The 20842-nt window shown below is 35.9% G+C and carries 17 protein-coding genes; 14 read left to right on the top strand and 3 right to left on the bottom strand.

Going from position 1 to position 20842, the window contains the following annotated elements:
- Positions 1 to 94 precede the first annotated feature (94 nt).
- A complete protein-coding gene (locus ABD859_RS23740; RefSeq protein ID WP_345147340.1) occupies positions 95 to 874 on the top strand; it encodes an alpha/beta hydrolase in 780 nt (259 codons plus the stop codon).
- Between the two features lie 87 nt (positions 875 to 961).
- Here ABD859_RS23740 and ABD859_RS23735 read toward each other — a convergent pair whose 3' ends face one another.
- The 3 genes from ABD859_RS23735 to ABD859_RS23725 all read right to left on the bottom strand — a co-directional run bounded on the left by ABD859_RS23735 (position 962) and on the right by ABD859_RS23725 (position 3257).
- A complete protein-coding gene (locus tag ABD859_RS23735; protein WP_345147339.1) occupies positions 962 to 1933 on the bottom strand; it encodes a hydrogen peroxide-inducible genes activator in 972 nt (323 codons plus the stop codon).
- Positions 1934 to 2277: 344 nt separating this feature from the next.
- Positions 2278 to 2763 carry a MarR family winged helix-turn-helix transcriptional regulator gene (locus tag ABD859_RS23730; protein ID WP_345147338.1) on the bottom strand — a complete coding sequence of 162 codons (486 nt, stop codon included), beginning with the start codon at positions 2761 to 2763 and terminating at the stop codon, positions 2278 to 2280.
- A gap of 5 nt (positions 2764 to 2768) precedes the next feature.
- Complete coding sequence (locus ABD859_RS23725; RefSeq protein ID WP_345147337.1) at positions 2769 to 3257, bottom strand: GNAT family N-acetyltransferase; 489 nt, start codon at positions 3255 to 3257, stop codon at positions 2769 to 2771.
- 117 nt (positions 3258 to 3374) lie between these two features.
- On the opposite strand from ABD859_RS23725, the gene ABD859_RS23720 reads away from it, so the two are divergent.
- From ABD859_RS23720 to ABD859_RS23660, 13 genes are all read left to right on the top strand, one after another.
- Positions 3375 to 3737, top strand: a complete 363-nt coding sequence (locus tag ABD859_RS23720) for a winged helix-turn-helix transcriptional regulator (RefSeq protein WP_345147336.1) — start codon at positions 3375 to 3377, stop codon at positions 3735 to 3737.
- 229 nt (positions 3738 to 3966) lie between these two features.
- A complete protein-coding gene (locus ABD859_RS23715; RefSeq protein ID WP_345147334.1) occupies positions 3967 to 4830 on the top strand; it encodes a DMT family transporter in 864 nt (287 codons plus the stop codon).
- Between the two features lie 169 nt (positions 4831 to 4999).
- Entirely contained in the window at positions 5000 to 7444 is a 2445-nt protein-coding gene (locus tag ABD859_RS23710) for a TonB-dependent siderophore receptor (RefSeq protein WP_345147333.1), read from the top strand.
- Positions 7445 to 7487: 43 nt separating this feature from the next.
- Positions 7488 to 8597 (top strand): PepSY-associated TM helix domain-containing protein, encoded by a 1110-nt coding sequence (locus tag ABD859_RS23705; RefSeq protein WP_345147332.1) that lies wholly within the window; start codon positions 7488 to 7490, stop codon positions 8595 to 8597.
- A gap of 161 nt (positions 8598 to 8758) precedes the next feature.
- Positions 8759 to 9004 (top strand): hypothetical protein, encoded by a 246-nt coding sequence (locus tag ABD859_RS23700; RefSeq protein ID WP_345147331.1) that lies wholly within the window; start codon positions 8759 to 8761, stop codon positions 9002 to 9004.
- 106 nt (positions 9005 to 9110) lie between these two features.
- Positions 9111 to 10133, top strand: a complete 1023-nt coding sequence (locus ABD859_RS23695; protein ID WP_345147330.1) for a LacI family DNA-binding transcriptional regulator — start codon at positions 9111 to 9113, stop codon at positions 10131 to 10133.
- A gap of 48 nt (positions 10134 to 10181) precedes the next feature.
- Positions 10182 to 11102, top strand: a complete 921-nt coding sequence (locus tag ABD859_RS23690; RefSeq protein WP_345147329.1) for a carbohydrate kinase family protein — start codon at positions 10182 to 10184, stop codon at positions 11100 to 11102.
- A gap of 342 nt (positions 11103 to 11444) precedes the next feature.
- On the top strand, positions 11445 to 11987 hold the full coding sequence (locus ABD859_RS23685; protein WP_345147327.1) for a phage tail protein: 543 nt from the start codon (positions 11445 to 11447) through the stop codon (positions 11985 to 11987).
- A 39-nt stretch (positions 11988 to 12026) separates the two neighbouring features.
- On the top strand, positions 12027 to 12569 hold the full coding sequence (locus ABD859_RS23680) for a phage tail protein (protein WP_345147326.1): 543 nt from the start codon (positions 12027 to 12029) through the stop codon (positions 12567 to 12569).
- Positions 12570 to 12580: 11 nt separating this feature from the next.
- A complete protein-coding gene (locus ABD859_RS23675) occupies positions 12581 to 13120 on the top strand; it encodes a phage tail protein (protein WP_345147325.1) in 540 nt (179 codons plus the stop codon).
- Positions 13121 to 13182: 62 nt separating this feature from the next.
- Positions 13183 to 14313: an ABC transporter substrate-binding protein gene (locus ABD859_RS23670; RefSeq protein WP_345147324.1), complete on the top strand. Its 1131-nt coding sequence runs from the start codon at positions 13183 to 13185 to the stop codon at positions 14311 to 14313.
- Entirely contained in the window at positions 14310 to 15248 is a 939-nt protein-coding gene (locus ABD859_RS23665) for a formyltransferase family protein (RefSeq protein ID WP_345147323.1), read from the top strand. The genes ABD859_RS23670 and ABD859_RS23665 overlap by 4 nt, the downstream gene beginning before the upstream one ends.
- 15 nt (positions 15249 to 15263) lie before the next feature.
- Positions 15264 to 20819, top strand: a complete 5556-nt coding sequence (locus ABD859_RS23660; RefSeq protein WP_345147322.1) for a T9SS type A sorting domain-containing protein — start codon at positions 15264 to 15266, stop codon at positions 20817 to 20819.
- Positions 20820 to 20842: the final 23 nt, after the last annotated feature.

Here is a 20842-nt window from a genome sequence, read left to right as displayed (position 1 = left end):
TTTGAGGAATTACTTGTGTGATTTCCGTCTCTTGTAGAAATGGTAAATCAGTTTGGAATTTGGAATCTCTATTAATCTAAAATCTAAAAATAAAATGAAAACACTATATAAAAGCTATTTAGCATTCGCAGCAATAATCTTTGCTTTCTTACTTTCTACAGTACATGTAAACGCACAAAAAGCAGTTCCACAAATTAAAAACGTAGTATTGGTTCACGGTGCTTTTGCCGACGGTTCAGGATGGAAAGGTTTGTACCAGATTTTGAGCAAAAAAGGATATAATGTAACTATCGTTCAAAATCCGTTAAGTTCTTTAGAAGACGATGTTAGAGCAACAAATCTGGCTCTGGACAAACAAGACGGACCAACAATTTTAGTAGGTCACTCATGGGGAGGAACTGTAATTACAGAAGCAGGAAATCATCCAAAAGTTGCGGCTTTGGTTTATGTTGCAGCTTTACAGCCTGATAATGGCGAAAATTCAGTTCAATGGTTACAAACTGCGCCTCCTGCTCCCGAAAATGGTGTTTTGGCTCCAGATGATAAAGGAATTGCTTATTATGATAAAGCGAAATTTCATGCAGGTTTTGCAGGCGATTTAAGCAAGGAAGATGCTGATTTTATGTTTGCTTCGCAAGGTGCTTTTTACGCTCAGGGCTTTGGAACACCAATTACAAAAGCGGCATGGAGAACTAAACCTTCATACGGCGTTGTAGCAACTGAAGATAAAAGTATTACACCAAGTATACAATATGCAATGTACAAACGTTCGAACACAAAAATCACTGAAATAAAAGGTAGTCACGTAGTATTTATTTCACAGCCGGAAAAAGTGGCAAATGTGATTATAGATGCATCAAATTCAAAAAAATAAATCTAAAAAATTAAATTTCAATTTTTAAAATCCGAATTCCAATCTTTTACTATAGTTGGAGTTTGGATTTTTTTGTATTTAGATTTTTCAAGAAAACTTGCTGACTGCCTTAATAAAATAAGGCGAATCGTTCCAGCGTATTTTTCGGTAAGTGAAATCTTTTTTGAGCGATTCCGGAAGGCAGTTCCAAATGGCTTCGTTCATTTTTTCTAGAAGTAATTTCTTTGAAAACGAATCTGAAACAACAAGGCTGATTTCTCGTACGGGCATTGGTTCTTTAAATGGTTTAAAAAGTGCCGAAGGTGCTTCGTTTAAAATAGAAAGCTGCGGAATAATGGCAAATCCTAAATGGGCACGAACAAGATTTTTTAAAGTTTCTATCGAGCTGATATCATACGTAAATTGTTCTTTTATTTTATCAGAAGTTTTTAATCCGCAGATATCCAAAAGCTGTGCATTGTAACAGAATTCGTTATGAAGCAATAACAATTCGGTTTTATCTCCGGGCTGCATTTCATAAAATTCGTCATTTGCCATTGGGTGCGTTTGATTTAAATACGCTACGAAAGGTTCTTTAAAAATAGGATGCTCGATTAAATTAGGATTTCCGGTTGGCGTGGCCATAATAACCACATCGAGTGCTCCGGTTTCGAGATCTTTCATTAACTGACCTGTATTGGCTTCTTTAATAATAAAATGGACTTTTGGCGCCGCTTCTTTCATAGCCTGAATAAACAGCGGAATAAGATATGGTGATAAAGTTGAAATAATACCCAGTTTTAACTCTCCTTCCAGCAGATTTTTTTGGTTTACAACAAAGTCACGAATTTCGTCAACTTCGCGAAGAATCTTTTTGGCTTTTGTTATAATTTCAGTTCCTAAAACTGTAGGCGTAAGGGGTACTTTATTTCGGTCAAAAATCTTGATTCCTATTTCTTCTTCCAGATTTTTTAACTGAATCGTAAGTCCGGGCTGCGTAACCATACAAACTTCGGCTGCACGAGCGAAATGACGTTCTTCGTCGAGGGCTACAATATATTTTAATTGCTGGATGGTCATAAATAAGTTTCTTAGATACTGAGATGCTAAGTTACTAAGATGTTGCCTTAATTTCTTATTTTGAGGACTGTTTCTATTAGAACTTAATGAAAGTTTTCTCTATGATTCTTTTTTACGTAAAGGCAAAAAAGTAAAAAGAATGTTAAATATTCAGTTTTTTCAATTTTTTGAAATCCAAAAAGTAAAGTTTATCGTACGTATAAGAAATGAGGTTTAGGAATGCTGTAAATTCAAATGGAGTAGTTTTTGGAGCATGTTGGATTTATCGTTCTTGAATTATCATTTAGTTCCACTTAAATAATTTTAAGCAACAAAAAAGCGATCTGTAATAGATCGCTTTTCTTTTATTTCCCTGTTTCACTTTTTATCTGCAATGCCCTTTGCAGAAAACTTTGATGCATAATTTTATTCTCGGCTTCATTAATAGCCTGAAGAAGATTATTTTGATTATCTGCAATATCGCTCAGGGCTTTTTTCATAACATCCCAAACAGGTTTCATTTGCTCTATTAATTCCTGCCCTTTTGCAGTAAGCTGAATGAGTCTTTTACGTTCATCAACCTTATCTTTTTTAGACCGAATCAGTTTTTGTTTTTCCAATTCCTTAAGAAGGCTTATTGTAGACGGATGCGTATACCCTATTTCATTGGCAATTTCAACCACACTTAAAACTTCTTTATGATATAAAGTATAAATCACCGGAAACCATTTGGGTTCAAAATCAATTCCGTATGATTTATAAAATAAAGTGCCGTCTTTTCGTAATTGCTCGCTTAAGCGCTGCAAACGCGTTGAAATGGCTAATATTCCTGATTCGTCAATTATATTCATCTTTATTATTTTAGCGTTAAGTGTCGGAAAACGTTGTCTGGCGCCATTAAAGGAAACTTTTCCGGCAGTACATCCTTTTGAATATCCACAAAGTTATTCTTTTCGTAAAAACGAAGTGCGGCTTCAAGAATAGAAACGGTTCCTAAATATATATCGTTTATTTGGTTTTCCCTGCAATATTCAAGTAGAGTATCCAGCAATTTCTGCGCTATAGAAAATTCTTTTCCTCGAAATTCTTTCTTTACAAACATTTTTCGAATCGCAGCTTTATGGTCTTCAAATTTTACCAAAGCAATAGTTCCTACCAATTCATCATCAATAAAAGCTCCCCAAAATCCTCCTCCTCCGGAATAATAAAAATTCTGGATATCGAATAAATCCGGCTGGTCTTTTAAGGTTATAGGTACTCCAAATTCATTTTGCTGTATGTTAATGATCAAATTGGCTGCGTGGTTTTCGTATTTGTTTGCGATGCTTTTTATTACAGGTTTCATGTTATTTAATTTTACAATACAAAACTACGTAGTTAAATACATAAATAAAAATATTTATGATTTATTTATATTTTTGTTTTACTGTATTCTTTTAGTTTCACAGTTAATTTTATTTATATGGCACAGGAAACACAACCAGTAAGAAATCAAAAAGAAGAATTTCAGGCGCTTCAGGATACTTTGTATGTTTTGGGCGGAAAATGGAAACTGCCAATTATCAATTCGATTTGCAATGGAAATAATCGTTTTAAAGATATCAAAGAAAGTATTCCGGGAATTACATCGCGAATGTTGTCTAAAGAATTGAAAGATATGGAACTGAATAATATGGTAAAAAGAACAGAAGATCCAGATGCCGAAATTCCAATTCTGTATGAATCGACTTCGTATTGTAAATCTTTCGGCCCTATTATTTCTGAAATGATTAAATGGGGAATTTCACACCGAAAACATATCAAAAATCAACAGGCAGGTATTTAATTGTTTAATTTTTACTGCAAATTTGTCTCAGGAAAAAATTTTAAATATTTTTGGGCAAACTCCAAAAATTATGAGCCTAAAAGGTTGTCTTTCTCCTCCTTGATTATAAATTAATCACAGACTTTATAGTAAGTTTTACACCGAAATTTCATCGGGGTTATTGCTATGCATATAAGTCAATTTTTAAATTAATTTATAATCCTGTCTTTTTAGACATTTAGACAATCTTATGAAAAAATCATATATATTATTACACATCGCGGTAATACTTGCCGGTTTTACTGGCGTTTTTGGTAAACTTATTTCGCTTAATGAAGGACTTTTAGTTTGGTACCGAGTTCTGTTTTCTTCTATAATTTTATTTATAATTCTGAAATTATTTAAAGTTTCAAAGGATATTTCGTTAAGAGAAAAATTCAATATTGCAAAAGCCGGACTTTTAATTACCGTACACTGGATTTTCTTTTATGCCAGTATCAAATATTCTAATATTTCTGTGGGAGTTGTGTGTTATTGTTTAACAAGTTTGTTTACTGCTTTGTTTGCTCCGTTAATCAACAAAAAGAAATTTAATATTACAGAATTATTGCTCAGTATGTTGACTTTGGCCGGAATTGCACTTATTTTTCACTTTGATTCTTCCTATCAGCTTGGCATTGTTTTAGGTGTAATTTCATCGGCATTTGCTGCGCTTTATACGATTTTTAACGAAAGACTGGTAACGATTTACGACAGCAGACTCATTAATTATTATCAAATGACAGGCGGTACTTTAGGATTAGGAATACTTTTGCCTGTTTATTTATACTTTTTTCCAACGGCAAGTTTTTTACCAAGTTCAAAAGATATTTTTTATCTCATAATTCTGGCATCATTTTGCACTGTTGGTTTGTATGTTTTGTTTGCCGAAGTTCTAAAAAAGCTTTCTGCCTTTACTGTAAATCTTACTTTTAATCTGGAGCCTGTTTATGCTATTATTATGGCATTTCTGTTTTTTAACGAAAGTAAAGAAGTAAATCTTTTCTTTTACATTGGGCTCCTTTTTGTTATTACTTCTGTAATATCGCAAACTATAATTTCAATTAGAAAATAAAAAACAAAACAAGCCTCTTCTGTATTTTGAAAGAGGCTTGTTTTATTATTCTTACATCTATAACGATTTCTTAAAACTATTCTGATTTAAAGATAAATTATTTAAAATTAACTATTTGTAATTAATCTAAATAAACTAGATTTGCGCAAAAATTTAATTAATCGCCCTCATGAAATGTATCTATTTGTTTTTGCTTCTAGCCTTTTTTAATATAGGCCAGGCGCAAAATGCCAGAATTACCGGAAAAGTCGTTTCCGAAAACAATGAAGCCGTCTCTTATGCTTCAATATCAATTAAAAGTCCTAAAAAGAACGCTAGTTCTGATGATAAGGGAAATTTTGAAATCAACAATCTTTCACCTGGAAATTATACCGTTTATTTTTCTGCCATGGGATTTTCAGTTCAGGAAAAAACCGTTGAACTTCATGAAAATGAAAATCTTGAACTTTCAATCGTTTTACAGGAAAGTGTAAATACATTACAAACTGTAGAGATTACAGGTCGAAAAGAAAAATCATACCGAAACACAAAATCTTTTATTGGTGCCAAAACCGAAATTGCATTGAAAGATCTTCCGCAGGCTGTTTCGTATGCTACTAAAGAATTAATTGCAGATCAGGGCGCTATTCGCGTAGGCGATGTTGTAAAAAACTTCAGTGGTGTGAGTCAGTTTACTTTTTATGATGATATCTCAATAAGAGGTTTTAGAATTAACGGAGGAAGCAACACGCAGTTATTAAACGGAATGAGAACTTCTACTGGTTTCTGGAAACAGCCTCTTGCTAACTATTTAGAGCGTGTAGAGGTTTTAAAAGGACCTTCTTCTGCTTTATTTGGAAATGCTTCTCCGGGAGGGGTTTTAAACCGTGTTACAAAAAAACCTCTTGACCAAGCCGCAAACAGCGTAAGTTTTTCTACAGGAAGTTTTAACACTTTAAGAGCTTTAGCAGATTTTACAGGACCGCTTACAGAAGATAAATCGCTTTTATATCGTTTAAATCTTGGATATGAAAACGCAAATTCATTTAGAGATTTACAGTTCGATAAAAATATTGTGATTGCTCCTTCCCTGTCTTTCCTGCCGAACGATAAAACAAGTTTAAACTTTGACTTAATTTATACGGGGTCAAAAAGTAACTTAGACAGAGGACAGTCTACTTATGAGGATAATTTATATTCTACAAAAATTTCAAACTCATTAAATTCTACAAATGATTATTTAAATGAAGAAACGTATATCGTGACAACTTCATTAAATCATCAGTTTACAGATCGTTTGTCATTTTCGGCTTCATATATTCGTACAGGTTATTCAGAAGATCTTTTGGAACACCGTGGTGCTAATAAATATGCTTCTGCAGGAGACGGATCGTCTATCCCGACAGCTATTGAAATGCAGGTTTTTCAGCGTAAGCGTAAGCGTTATATTGATAATCTTTCTACATTTTTTAAATATCAGGCTAAAACCGGAGCTTTAGATCATAACTTAATTGCCGGTTTCGACTACGCTCAGGAACAAGTACCTGCAGGAGGTTCTCAATTACAGGCCAGCGGTTACAGAAATGCAGCCAATAATGGTTTTATTGCTACTTATAATCCTGCTAACAAAGCAAATTATTTATTGGATTCTAAAGGAAATCCGGTACCAAACGTAGCGCATTTTGACTTGACAAATCCATCTGGATCGCAGCAATTAAAAGATATGAGTAAATATTTTTATGTCGCGCGTCCGTTTGATCCAACGTATTACTCATTATATGGCGTATATCTTCAGGATCATGTTAAATTTGGAGCTTTTCAGGCTTTAATTGGTATTCGTTACGATGAGTATTCAGATAAAGTAAACTTTAAAAAAGCAAATGAAACGAAGGTTAAACAACATTCATTTTTACCACGTTTTGGTTTAACGTATACTATGAATCCTAATATCAACCTTTACGGAACTTACGTAAAAGGATACAACCCGCAGACAGCTTCTACATTGGCAAATCCAAATGCCGGAGGTCCGTTTGATCCATTGGAAAGCAACATGATTGAGTTTGGAGGAAAATCTTCTTGGTTTAAAGAAAAACTTTTTGTGACTGTGGCTTTGTTTAAAATTCAGCAAAAAAACACTTTATATCCGGCAAATGATCCGGCAAATCCAGATTTAATGCGTTCTATTGGTCAGGAAGAATCTAAAGGTATTGAAATTGACCTTAACGGAAATATTACCCGCAACTGGAGTATTTCTGCTGCTTATACTTACAATGAAGCTTCTATTACAGATAGTCCATTGGCTGAAGAAATTGGAAGACAAAAACCAAACACGCCAAAACAACAGGGAAATATCTGGACTCGTTACAACTTTACAGATGGCGCTTTAAAAGATTTTGGAGTGGCATTAGGATCAAACTTTGCTACAACTCGTACGCTGAGCCAGACCAATACGCAGACACTTCCCGGATATACTTTGTTTAATGGTGCTTTGTATTACAACATCAATAAATTTAAAATTCAGCTGAATGCTAATAATATTTTAAATAAAACCTACTGGGTGGGCGGATATGATTATATTCGATTATTTCCGGGAGCGCCTTCAAACTGGCTGTTAACTTTAGGATATTCATTTTAATAAATGGTTTATTTATATTTGAAAACATTTTTGCCACATATACATGAATAAAACGTTTAAAAAAAATATTGGCCTATTACACCTTTGGCTCGGACTTGCGTCCGGGCTAATTGTTTTTATTGTTGCCCTTACCGGAAGTATCTTGGTTTTTGAAGATGAAATCGATGAATTTGTAAATCCGGAGTTCTATAAAGTTTCGGAAATTGGCGCAAAAAAAATACCTGTTGATCTTATTACTAAGAATTTACAGGATCAATATTCGATTAAAAAAATTAACCGAATCTACACTTACAATGATCCTAAGAGAACTTTAACTATTACTGCTGCCGATACTGATAAAAAAAATCAGATATTTTCTATTGACCCTTATACGGGAAAAATTTTAGGACAAATTCCTCAAAGAAGCAGATTTTTTTCTATTGTTTTAGATTTACACCGTCATTTAATTTTAGGTGATGTTGGAAAATTTATAACAGGATGCAGCTGTCTTATTTTTGTTTTTATGCTGATTTCGGGGCTGATTTTATGGTGGCCGAAAAAGATAAAAAATCTAAAGCAGCGATTAACCGTAAAATGGAACGCATCGTTTAAAAGAGTGAATTGGGATTTTCATTCTGTTTTTGGGTTTTATAGTTTTCTTGTTCTTCTAATTATTTCACTAACAGGTTTAACCTGGTCGTTTAAATGGTTTGAAAGCGGTATTTTTCTGCTGGCAGACGGCACAACAAAAAAGCCTTCGGCAAAAGTTGAAAATCCAACGAAAGTTGATCCTCAACTTGACAAAACTTATTTCTATCAAAATATATTTTCAAAAACAGATAGTGTTTTTCCATACAAAGGCGATACACAGATTAGAATTCCATCTGATACTATAAACAGTATTACGGTTATTAAACTAAACTTAGAAGAATCGATTCCGAACATTTCGAGTACTGCTTATTTTGATAAATATACGGGTAAAATTATAGAAGCCAGACATTATGAAAAGTTAAGTGACGGCGATAAAGTAAGACGTTTGATTTATCCTATTCATACCGGAAGTATCTACGGATATCCAACTAAAATCCTTGCTTTTTTAGTTTGTCTTTTTGCCGTAACACTGCCTGTAACCGGGCTTTTAATCTGGCTTGGAAGAAAAAAAAGCAAAAAATAACAGAATTTCACTATCTGTATAAATGCTGTTTTTCAGATGGTTATACAGATAGTTAATTATATTTGACTAAACATTTAATTTTTTTTTGAAAAGATGACAAACTGAATTGTCATTTTAAACGTATGTAGCAGAGAAGTTATATAAATTTAAAAAGATTCAGCGTGGATAAATTAAGTATTCAAAGATTAAAAAAAACTTTAGCCTACCTAGAAAGTAAACAACGTGAATTAAAAAGACAAAACGACAACGACACCCGCAGCATTGAATCGATGATTAAATATCTTAAAAAAGATATGCTTGAGCAGTTTAATTTAACTGACTATGATATTTACATTAAAAATGAAATAAAAAACACTGAAACCTTTATTAGCAGTGTTAAAAATATCATAGACGATCATTCTGAATAAATTCTCTGCTATTGATTTTTAACTCACTTTATTTATAAAATTTCAAAACAACTGCCTGCTTAAACGTTTAACTTAACTATATTTGTTTTTCTGAAAAAGTTAAACGGTGAAAAGAGTTTCAATAAAAGATGTGGCATTAAAGGCAGGCGTATCTATCGCCTCAGTATCTTATGTACTTAATAATAAGATAAACAGCCGTATTCCGCAGGAAACAATCGACAAAGTAAAACTAGCTGCAGAAGAATTAAATTACCGTCCAAATAACATTGCCAAAAGCTTAAAAACACAACGGACTCATATAATTGGTCTTGTTGTGGCAGATATTGCAAATCCATATTTTTCGCAGCTGGCCAGAATTATTGAAGACGAGGCCAATCAATTGGGCTATACTCTTCTAATAGGCAGTTCTGACGAAAATGTCGAAAAATTTGAGGCTCTTATTAATATGTTTGCAGATCGTCAGGCTGATGGTTTAATAATTGCTCCGGTTGAAAACAGCGAAAAATGTCTGCTCAAACTTCAAAAGCAAAAAATTCCATTTGTTCTGATTGACCGTTATATACCAGAAATTGAAGCAGACAGTATTCAGATTAATAATCATGATATAAGCCAGAAAGTTACGGAACATCTTATTAAAGAAGGTTTTAAAAACATTCTTCTTGTGGCCTATAAAACAGAATTACAGCATTTGCTGGAGAGAACTCAGGGTTTTGTAAACGGTTTAAAAAAACATCAGTTGCAAATAAATGATAATCAAATTTTGCTGGTCGATAAAGATTATATTGACAGAGATATTTACAAGGGTCTTGACACTACATTGAATACATCTCAAAGACCAGACGCTGTCTTTTTTACCAGTAATAAACTTGCTGTTTCAGGGCTTAAAAAATTAACACAGCTTGGTTTAAATATTCCCAATGATATTGCTGTTGCAGCTTTTGATGAAACTGAAGCTTATGAACTTTTTCCTATTCCGCTTACGTTTGTTAAACAGCCTCTTTTAAACATTGGAACTATCGCAGTACAAATGCTGCATAAAAAAATCAATACTAAAACAACACCTTTGCAAAATGTAATTTTACATGCTGAGCTTCATATAGGAATATCTTCTAAAAAAAGACTTCCTTAATTTTTTATTTATCACTTTGCTTAAACGTTTAATCGAAATAAAAATACCATGAAAGAAGAACAAAAGACAAAATCAATTTATTGTTATGGAGAAGTACTTTGGGACATTTTTCCTGAAGGTGCCCGCACAGGAGGAGCACCTTTTAATGTAGCATATAACCTGATGCGAATGGGAATTGATTCGCACATGATAAGTCGTGTGGGAAATGATAAACTGGGAACTGATCTTATGAAACAACTGAGAGAATGGAATATTTCGACAGAAGACAGCCAGATTGATACTCAATATCCAACAGGAACTGTTATTGCTCATATTGACGAACATAACGAAGCTCATTATGATATTATAAAACCTGTTGCCTGGGATTTCATAGAATTTAGAAATGATTATACCGAAAAAATAAAAAATGCATCTGCTTTTGTTTTTGGAAGTTTGATTACAAGAAATGAAACTTCCAGAAATACACTTTTTGAACTTTTGGAAATAGCTCAATTTAAAGTTTTTGATATCAATATTCGTCCGCCCCACTACTCTATTCCGGTCATAAACGAATTACTTCATAAAACAGACTTGGTTAAAATGAACAAAGCAGAACTGCGTCTTGTTCTTGAATTTCTAGGTAAAAATTATATTAGCGAAGATGATGCTGTACACTTTATTCAGGATAAGTTTGATATCAAAGAAGTTTTGGTAAGTAAAGGAAGTAAGGGTGCTTTGTATTATGATGGTAATACTAAATATGATGCGCCGGCAGTTCCGGTAACTATTCAGGATACAGTAGGAAGCGGTGATTCTTTTTTAGCCGGTTTTTTATCTAAAAGAATTATTGGCGCAGATCCTGTCGAAATTATGAATCAGGCCACGGCATTAGGCGCTTTTATTACTTCTCAAAAAGGCGCTTGTCCAGATTATGATTTAATTGATTTTGAGCTCTTTAAAAAAGAAAAAATTCAGGACAAAAAAATATAAATATACTTCAGGATACTTCTCTGTATCATTTTCTGCGTCGCAAAGCAGTAGATAATTTTATCTACACCAAAAAAGGGATTTCATGACATGAAATCCCTTTTTCGTGACATATCTTTTCCCTTTAAGCACATAGCGGATTAATTTTAGTTCCAGAATGATTCTTGCAAGAGATTCATTATCAATATTTTTCAAAAAACAGGTAAAAATACCTGTTCGTTAAAACATTTATATCCAGTACCTTAGTATTGTACTAAAAAACTGTCAGAGTATTTATTAATTGTAAGCCAGTCTGACACGAGCCATTTAAAAAAATCTAAATAACTAACATTAACCTATTAAACTATGGATGGAACTATCGGAGAAATTCGTCAATTCGCTGCGAATTTTGCACCTAGGAACTGGGCTTTTTGTAATGGGCAGATCGTTGCCATACAATCCAACACGGCCTTATTCTCTATTCTCGGAACTACTTATGGAGGTAACGGCACCACTAACTTTGCCCTGCCAAATCTTGCAGGACGTGTTATAATTGGTCCGGGAACAGGACCAGGAACATCAGATTATGTAATTGGTGAGACTGGTGGAGCAAACACGATTGCTTTAACTACCCAAAATCTTCCAGCACACACACACGGTGCTACTGCAACCGTTACTGTACCATCGTATGGAGATGATGGAAATACTAATACTCCAGACGGAAATGCATTAGCAGCAAAACCCAATATGTACAGTACTCTGGCAGGAGAAGATAGTATGAAACAAGTATCTTTTTCAGTTACTCTGTCTCCGGCCGGCGGTCCAGGAAATCCAATTTCTATAATGCAGCCTACAATCGGTATAAACTACATTATTTGTTTGTATGGCAATTTTCCTGCTCGTTCATAACACACCTCAAGTTTAAGTCAAATCTAAAAAAAAATAAATATGGAAGGATATTTATCTGAAGTACGCATATTCGCCGGTAACTTTCCGCCAGCAGGCTGGCAGTTCTGTAACGGAGCACAATTAAGCATTGCCAATAATGATGCTTTATATGCATTAATTGGCACCACATATGGCGGAGATGGAGTAAATACATTCAATTTACCAGATCTTAGAGGGCGTGTTCCTGTAGGAACAGGACAAGGACCAGGATTACCTGCGGTAGTTCTAGGTCAGGTTATAGGTACTGAAAATACTACAATGACAATTAACCAAATGCCATCGCATGTACACTTATCAACAGCTGGAACTATTACAATACCTGTTTTAAAAGGAGCTGGAAATACGGGATCTCCAACTGGTAATATTCTCGCAGGTCTTGCAGATGCATACAGCACATTTGCTGCTGATAACAATCTTAAACCAGAAGCCGCAACAGTAGCAATTTCAAGTACAGGAAGCAGTATTCCTTTTAATATTGTACAGCCTTATCTAAGTACTAACTATATAATTTGTGTATCTGGAATTTTTCCAAGCAGAAACTAAACAAAAAAATTATGGAAGGAACAATGTCAGAAATTCGATTATTTGCCGCCAATTTTGCACCAAAAACATGGGCATTATGCTATGGGCAAATACTAGCAATATCAACAAACCAAGCTCTATTCAGTCTGCTAGGGACTACATATGGAGGTAACGGAACGACTAATTTTGCTTTACCTGATTTTAGAGGAAGAATCCCTGCTGGAACAGGTGTAGCTTCGGGTATCACACAATTTCCTGTAGGAGCAGTATTAGGTAGCAATACCACTACTGCCCTGATTTCAAATATTCCGGCACATACACATGTTGCCAATGGTACATTTTCACTGAAAGTTGTAGCAGATGTTGGTAATACTGGAGCTCCTGCAAATACTAATCTGGCTTCTTTAGACGGCCTTTATTCTAATGCTGCGGCTGATGGTGCTTTGAAACCTATAATGCCGGCAATTACAGTAGCGCCAGCTGGTAACACCCAGCCAATGTCAATACAACAGCCATCTTTAGGGATGAATTACATTATCTGTATTCAAGGAATCTACCCTTCTAGAAACTAAAAATAGCAGCCCATTATAAAAAATAATGGGTTGTTTTATTTAAAAACAGTTTATAAAATTTTATGAAAATAGCTTTACTACTAACCCGATCTGTTATTTATCCTTCAATGTCATTTGATATTGTGGACGGATTTAAATCTGCCCTGAAGAAAAAAGGCATTGATGAAAAACATGAAATTGTAACTGCCAGTATAGGAGTTGGCGGCAACAACAAAGAAATTCATGAATGCTGCGAACAACTGCTTTTAAATGAAACAGACGTTATAATTGCTTATATAAATCCTATAACTGCTGAATTTATACAGCCTCTTTTTGAAAGCTCTGATAAATTACTAATCGTTTTAGACAGCGGCTATCATTTTCAGAACTTTGATAAAAAATTATCAAATGTCTATTTTATTTCTTTAGAAGGAACTTTATGCTCTCGAGCTATTGTTCGTAAAGCTGCAGAAGAAGGGCAAAATAATTTTGCATTTACCTGTTCATTTTATGATGCAGGATACAAATCTCCTTATTCTATTTCTACAGCAATTGCAGATAATGGAGGAATGATCAGCTATAATCATGTTACTTCTTTACAACGTGCAGACTTCAGCCTTCAGCCATTAGAAGAATTTCTTGAACAAAATGAAGATGTTTCTATTGTCACTTCATTTTGCGGCGATATGGCAGAGGATTTCTTTAGAGAATCGGCGAAACTAAAAAATATTGCTTCTCGTAAAACTTACGGTAGCGGTTTTACTGCCGAAGAATTCTGGATGAATAAAATACCTTATCCCGGTTATAACTGGAGCTGTGCAATTCCATGGTCAGCTAATACTTCGAATAAAGAGAATGAAGATTTTGTCTCAACAATGAAAAACATTAAAGAACAAAAAGCCAATATTTTTTCTTTATTAGGATGGGAGGCTGCTTTATTTATTGAGGCATTAAACGGTCTATCATTAGATGGTATTGCAATTAATTCTCCAAGGGGAGAAGTGTATATGAATCCGAATACAAGATCATCTGAAGCTCCTGTTTATTATGCAACCGTAACAAAAAATGAAGAAACAGGAAACTGTCAATTAGAAAATATTGTTGCTGCTGATAATATTAAAGAAGAACGCGAACGGCTGCATTATCACATTCTTGCGATTCAAAATGAAACTACAAATTCCTGGTTTAACTCTTACGCCTGCTTAGAATCATGAATCCGATACGTGACATAGTGGTTTTATGCAATAACCGACTGGCTTTCCCAGCTATTCAAACTTTGCACAGCCTTGGCCGACTTCATACAATAGGTGTTCCATCAGACAATGAAGATGTTAAAGCTTTTTGTTCTGTTTTTGCAGCTAAAACTGGTATTCGTTTAATATGGATTGAGAAAGCAAAACTCAAAATCCAATTAGAGGAAATTGTTAAAACACCAAATCTTAAAAATATTTTCACAATGACTTTTCCATGGAAAATTCCTGAAGAAATTATTGAAGAAAATCCTAACACGTTTTACAATTTCCATTATGGATTACTGCCTGAAATGCGTGGTGCAGATCCTGTTTTTGAATCTATTAGAAAACAAAAAAGCGAAACAGGAATTTCTGTTCACGCAGTTGAAAAAGATATAGATAAAGGAAGAGTGATTCTAAAAAAAACACTGCCTCTGCATTCAGATCTAACATACGGAATGCTGTGTACTAATTTATCATATCTGGCTTCCTATATTTTACCTGAGCTCTTCACTCTATTACATAATAATGATAAAGGCTCAGTACAGGACGAGAAACTGGCGAGTTATTATAAAAAGCCTACCATTACAGATGTCTCCATTCAATGGGAACATCAGGATTCCAAATCTATTCAGGCTCTGGTAAATGCCTGCAATCCATGGAATAAAGGAGCTTATACTCAATGGAATGGATTAAACATACGCATTCTTGAAGTTTCTCAAACCAACACAAGTAATGATTATACAAAACCTCCGGGAACCATTTTGGAAATCAACGAAAGTAATGGCTTAATTATACAATGTTATAATAATACACAACTCCGAATTAATACTGTTTATACGGAAGAAGGATTTATGAGTGGGCATAAATTGCTCGCTTTCGGTATAAAAAACGGCGAGCAATTTGCCACTTTATAATTTAACTATTTTATTATGAAACATTTCTACTCTCAAATTAAAAAAACCTTAAATATCGCCTTGTTTTTAGGGATATTTTTGCAGAGTTACGTAGGTAACTCCCAGAACTTAAACGCTGGAGATATTCTCTTCACCGGATATGATGCGACAATCACCACTGGTGATTCATTTTCGTTTGTAGCTCTTGTTACAATTCCTGCTAATACTGTTATCCGTTTTACAGACAGGGGGTATTTTTCTACTGGTACATGGCAGGCTGGTACTGGAAGCGGCTCAGAGGGAACCATTACATGGACTGTGGCAAATGCCATTTCTCCCGGAGCAGAGATAATAATAACCGGATTAACTGCATCAGTCTATAATCCTGTTACAAATAGCTCAACAGCAAATGGAAGTATTACTGTAAGCGATCCCGCTATGACACAAGGGCTTTCATTATCAACTGTAGGAGATCAAATTATTGCATTTCAGGGCGGCTCCGGATCAGTTACAGATGGCGGTGTTGTTTTAATTGCAGGGCTTCATTACTATAATTGTCCTGACGGTACAACCACTGCTGCCTGGGATTCAGCTGCATGTGCCAATGGAACAAACGGCTCTAAACTTCCTCCCGGACTTACAGGAGGAACAAATGCTTTTTTTACTGGCCCTGGAGGTACAGGTACACCTGTTGCCGCTAAATTTAATATTGCCAGCGGTGCCCAGGTTAATACTATAGCCAATATCCGCGCTTCTATAATGAATTCTGCAAACTGGACTAAATCCGGAACTACTATTAGCATGCCATCTGCGGCTCCATTTTTAGGTTCGCCTCCAGTTGTAACTACTACTGCCGCAACAAACGTTAAATCTGTAAGTGCTACAATTGGCGGTGTTGTGACTGATGATGGTGGCGACACAGCTGTAGAAAGGGGTATTGTATGGGCTTTAACGCCAAATCCAACTACTGCAAATAATAAATTTCAAATTGGAACTGGTTCTGGTACTTTCATCGGTACCGTAACAGGCCTTACTCCCGCATCTTTAATATATTACAGAGCATACGCTAAAAATACCACTGCAACTACATATGGTTCTGAACTAACTCTTACTACTGGGGCAGCATTAGGCGGTACGATTTCTAAAACAGATGTAAGCTGTAATGGAGGAGGAAATGGTACAGCTACTGTGGTTCCTACTGGAGGGGCAATCCCATATACATATTCATGGTCACCATCCGGAGGAACAAACGCAACTGCAACAGGACTTTCTGTTGGAGTGTATACTGTAACCGTTATTGATGGTGAAGGAACACAAATAACAAGAAGTACCACCATTACACAACCATCGGCATTTAATATTATAACATCAAAAACGGATGTGAGCTGTAACGGAGGAGCAAATGGTACAGCTACTGTAATTGTAACAGGAGCTGCTGGAGGTTATACTTATTCATGGGCACCATCTGGAGGAACTGGTGCTACTGCAACCGGACTAAGTGTTGGAACTTATACAGTAACAATTACAGATGCCAATGCATGTCAGGCAACCAGAAGCTTTACTATAGCACAACCTACACTTTTATCAGCAACAGCTTCTAAAACTGATGTATCTTGTTTTGGAGGAAGTAATGGAACTGCTACTGCGAATCCAACAGGAGGAACTCCAGGATATACATATTCATGGGCTCCGAGTGGAGGAACTGCGGCTACTGCCACAGGACTTGCGCCAGGAACTTATACAGTAACAATTACAGATGCTAATGCCTGTCAGACTACTGCAACAGCTACTGTTGGACAACCAACTGCTCCATTAACTGTTGCATCATCATCTCAAACCGATATTCTTTGTTACGGCAGTCCAACCGGATCTGCAAGTGTTACAGCTGCAGGAGGAACAGGTGCTTATACTTACTCATGGGCACCAGCTGGAGGTACCGCTGCTACTGCAACAGGTCTTACAGCAGGGACTTATACAGTAACTATTACAGATGCTAATGCTTGTCAAACAACACAATCATTTACAATCACAGAGCCTGCTTCTGCATTAACATTATCACAAGGAGCAATAACAAATATTGCTTGTTTCGGAGAATCAACAGGATCTGCTACAGTAAACGTAACAGGAGGAGTTGGAAACTATACATATTCATGGGCTCCATCTGGAGGAACTGCTGCTACAGCAACAGGACTTGCTGCCGGAACCTATACCGTAACAGTTACTGATGAAAACTTATGTCAAAAAACTCAAAACTTTACTATAACACAGCCAGCTGCTGTACTTACTGCAACTCCTGGAGCTGTAACTAATGTTAGTTGTAATGGAGGAGCAAATGGTACAGCAACAGTAAATGTAACCGGAGGAACAGGTACAAGAACTTATTCTTGGGCTCCTTCTGGACAAACTACTGCTACGGCAACAGGATTAGCTGCAGGAACTTACACAGTAACTGTTACTGATGCTAACGCATGTACAACTACACAAAATTTTACTATTACACAACCATCTGCTCTGGTAGCAAGTATTGGTTCACAAACTAACGTTTCTTGTAATGGAGGAGCAAATGGTACAGCAACCGTAAGTGTTACAGGAGGAACTCCAGGATATACATACTCATGGGCTCCTAGTGGAGGAACCGCTGCTACTGCCAGCGGATTAGTTGCAGGAACTTATACAGTAACTGTTACAGATGCTAATGCATGTATGACTACACAAAGTTTTACTATTACACAGCCAACAACTCTTACTGCGACACAATCACAAACCAATGTTTTGTGTAATGGAGGTTCAACTGGTAGTGCTACAGTAACTGCATCTGGAGGAACTGCTAATTATACTTACTCATGGGCTCCATTTGGAGGGACTGCTTCTACTGCATCAGGTCTTCCGGTAGGAACTTATACTGTAACTATTACTGATGCTAACTCATGTTCAATTACTAAAATTTTTACTATTGTTCAGCCGCCAGCTTTAACAGCAACTACAAGTCAAACAAACGCTACTTGTAGTACATCAGGAGATGCTGGAGTTATTCCAGCAGGAGGTACAACTCCATATTCTTACCTTTGGTCAAACGGACAGACAGCACAAACTGCAACGGGATTAACTGCCGGAAACTATTCTGTAGTTATAACAGACGCTAATGGATGTACCATAACTAAAAATTTCACTATTGCCACTACAAATACATTAGTTGCGGCAACATCACAAACTGATGTATTATGTAATGGAACAAGCACAGGCTCTGCTTCTGTTGTACCTTCTGGTGCTGTAGGGCCATTTACATATGTTTGGGCTCCATCTGGAGGAACTGCTGACACAGCAACCGGATTAGCTGCAGGAAATTATTCTGTAACGATTACTGCCGGAAACGGATGTTCTATTGTGAAAAATTTCACGATCAACGAACCAACTGCACTAACATTAACACCTTCACAAACGAATGTTTCTTGTAATGGAGGAGCAAATGGTTCTGCAACTGTAAATGTTACAGGAGGTACAAGTAATTATACTTATTCATGGGCTCCGTCTGGAGGAACTGCTGCTACAGCAACTGGATTAGCTGCGGGAACTTATACTGTAACTGTAACTGATGCTAATTTGTGTACACAAACACAAAGTTTTACAATTACGCAGCCAGATGCAATTGCAATAACAGCATCTCAAACTAATGTTTCTTGTAATGGAGGAAGCAACGGAAGCGCAACTGTAACCGTAACTGGAGGAACAGGAGCTTATTCTTACTCATGGGCTCCTTCTGGAGGAACAGCCGCTACAGCTTCTGGATTAAGTGCGGGAACTTATACGGTAACCGTAACCGATGCAAACGCATGTACAGCTACAGAAACTGTAACAATTACACAGCCTATTCTTCTTACAGCAACTTCATCAAAAACAGATGTTTCTTGTAGTGGTGCTGCTGACGGAACTGCAACTGTAACTGCTGCAGGCGGAGCGGGTTCTTATACTTACTCATGGGCTCCATCTGGAGGAACAGCTGCTACAGCAACAGGATTGGTTCCTGGAAATTATACAGCAACTATTACAGATGCAAACGGATGTTTTACAACACAAGTTGTAACTATTATTACAACTCCAGATGTAACTGCACCAGTTCCTACTGTGGCAGTACTTCCAACAATTACAAACTATTGTGCTGTTTTAGCATCTGAAATTGCTGTTCCAACTGCTGTAGACAATTGTGTAGGAACAATAAACGGAACTACTACAGATCCTTTAACATACAATACTCCGGGATCATATACTATTACATGGAGCTATAATGATGGAAACGGAAATATTTCTACTCAAACTCAAACGGTAGAAGTATTAGCTTCTCCGCTTAATGCAGTAACTTTCAGCGATGCACAGGTTACTTACGACGGAAATGCGCATCCATTACAGGTTGCAAATCTTCCGGCAGGAGCAACGGTTTCTTACTCTGCTAATAACACATCTGTAAATGCAGGAACTTATAGCGTAACAGCAACAATAACTCCAAGCGCGAGTTCTTCAAACTGTGCTCCTGTAGTTCTTACTGCAAATCTTGTTATCAATAAAGCACCGCAGTTAATTACATTTAATACGCTTCCAGTTAAAACACTTGGAGCAAACAATACTTTCAATTTAACTGCAACATCAAGTTCAAACTTACCAGTAAGTTACACATTTAGTTACATTTCAGCTTTGGCTCCTGCTAATGTTACAGCTGCTGGTGTAGTAACTATGCTAAGATCAGGAGAAGTAACAATCACGGCACACCAAGCCGGAGATGCTAACTATCTTCCTGCTCCGGATGTTTCACAATTGTTAATAATCTTAAACAACAATATTGATATTAAGAGAATTATTTTAGGAACACAAGTTTTTGAAAATCCTGGAAAAACAATCAATTATGTAATGACATGTTCAGAGAATAACCCGAATGTTTCTTTAGTAAATGAATCAAACGCTGTTATTACTCCATCGGCAAACTTTACGATTCAAACTCCAAAACCTGGAATTTATAATCAAAATGTAACCGTTACGTCAGAAGATGGAAGTTTATCTGCAGTTTACTCAATCACAGTAGAAAAACCTTTTGGATTCTTTGATATCGTTCGTCAGAAATTTAACAACGTACTTCTTGTAAATAACAATCCTGCTACAAACGGAGGTTACGAATTTGTGGCTTACCAATGGTTTAAAAATGGTCAATTAATTGGAACTGGTCAATACTATTCTGTAAGCGAAAGTTTAAGCACAACTTTAGACCCAACCGCAGATTACAGTGTAAAAATGACTACTAAAGATGGTAAAGTACTTCAAACATGTGCATCTAAAATCACGCTTAGTAACTCATTCCAGGCTAAACTTTATCCAAACCCGGTACAAACTGGAAAAGCGATTACTGTTGAAGCTGATTTCCCTCAGGAAGAATTAGAGAAAATGCAGATCAATGTTTACTCTGTTTCAGGTCAATTGATTAAAACTGTTCAATCATCATCAGTAATAACTGAGATACAATTACCTCAAACAATTGAAAGTAATATACTTATGGTAGTTCTTGAAACTCCAAATGCAAAAAAATCTTTCAAAGTAATTGTAAAATAGATAAACCTGCCGGCACTGTCTAA

The sequence above is a fragment of the Flavobacterium ginsengiterrae genome, from assembly GCF_039539785.1.
Classification (GTDB): domain Bacteria; phylum Bacteroidota; class Bacteroidia; order Flavobacteriales; family Flavobacteriaceae; genus Flavobacterium; species Flavobacterium ginsengiterrae.
This window is presented reverse-complemented; position numbering and strand designations above follow the sequence as displayed.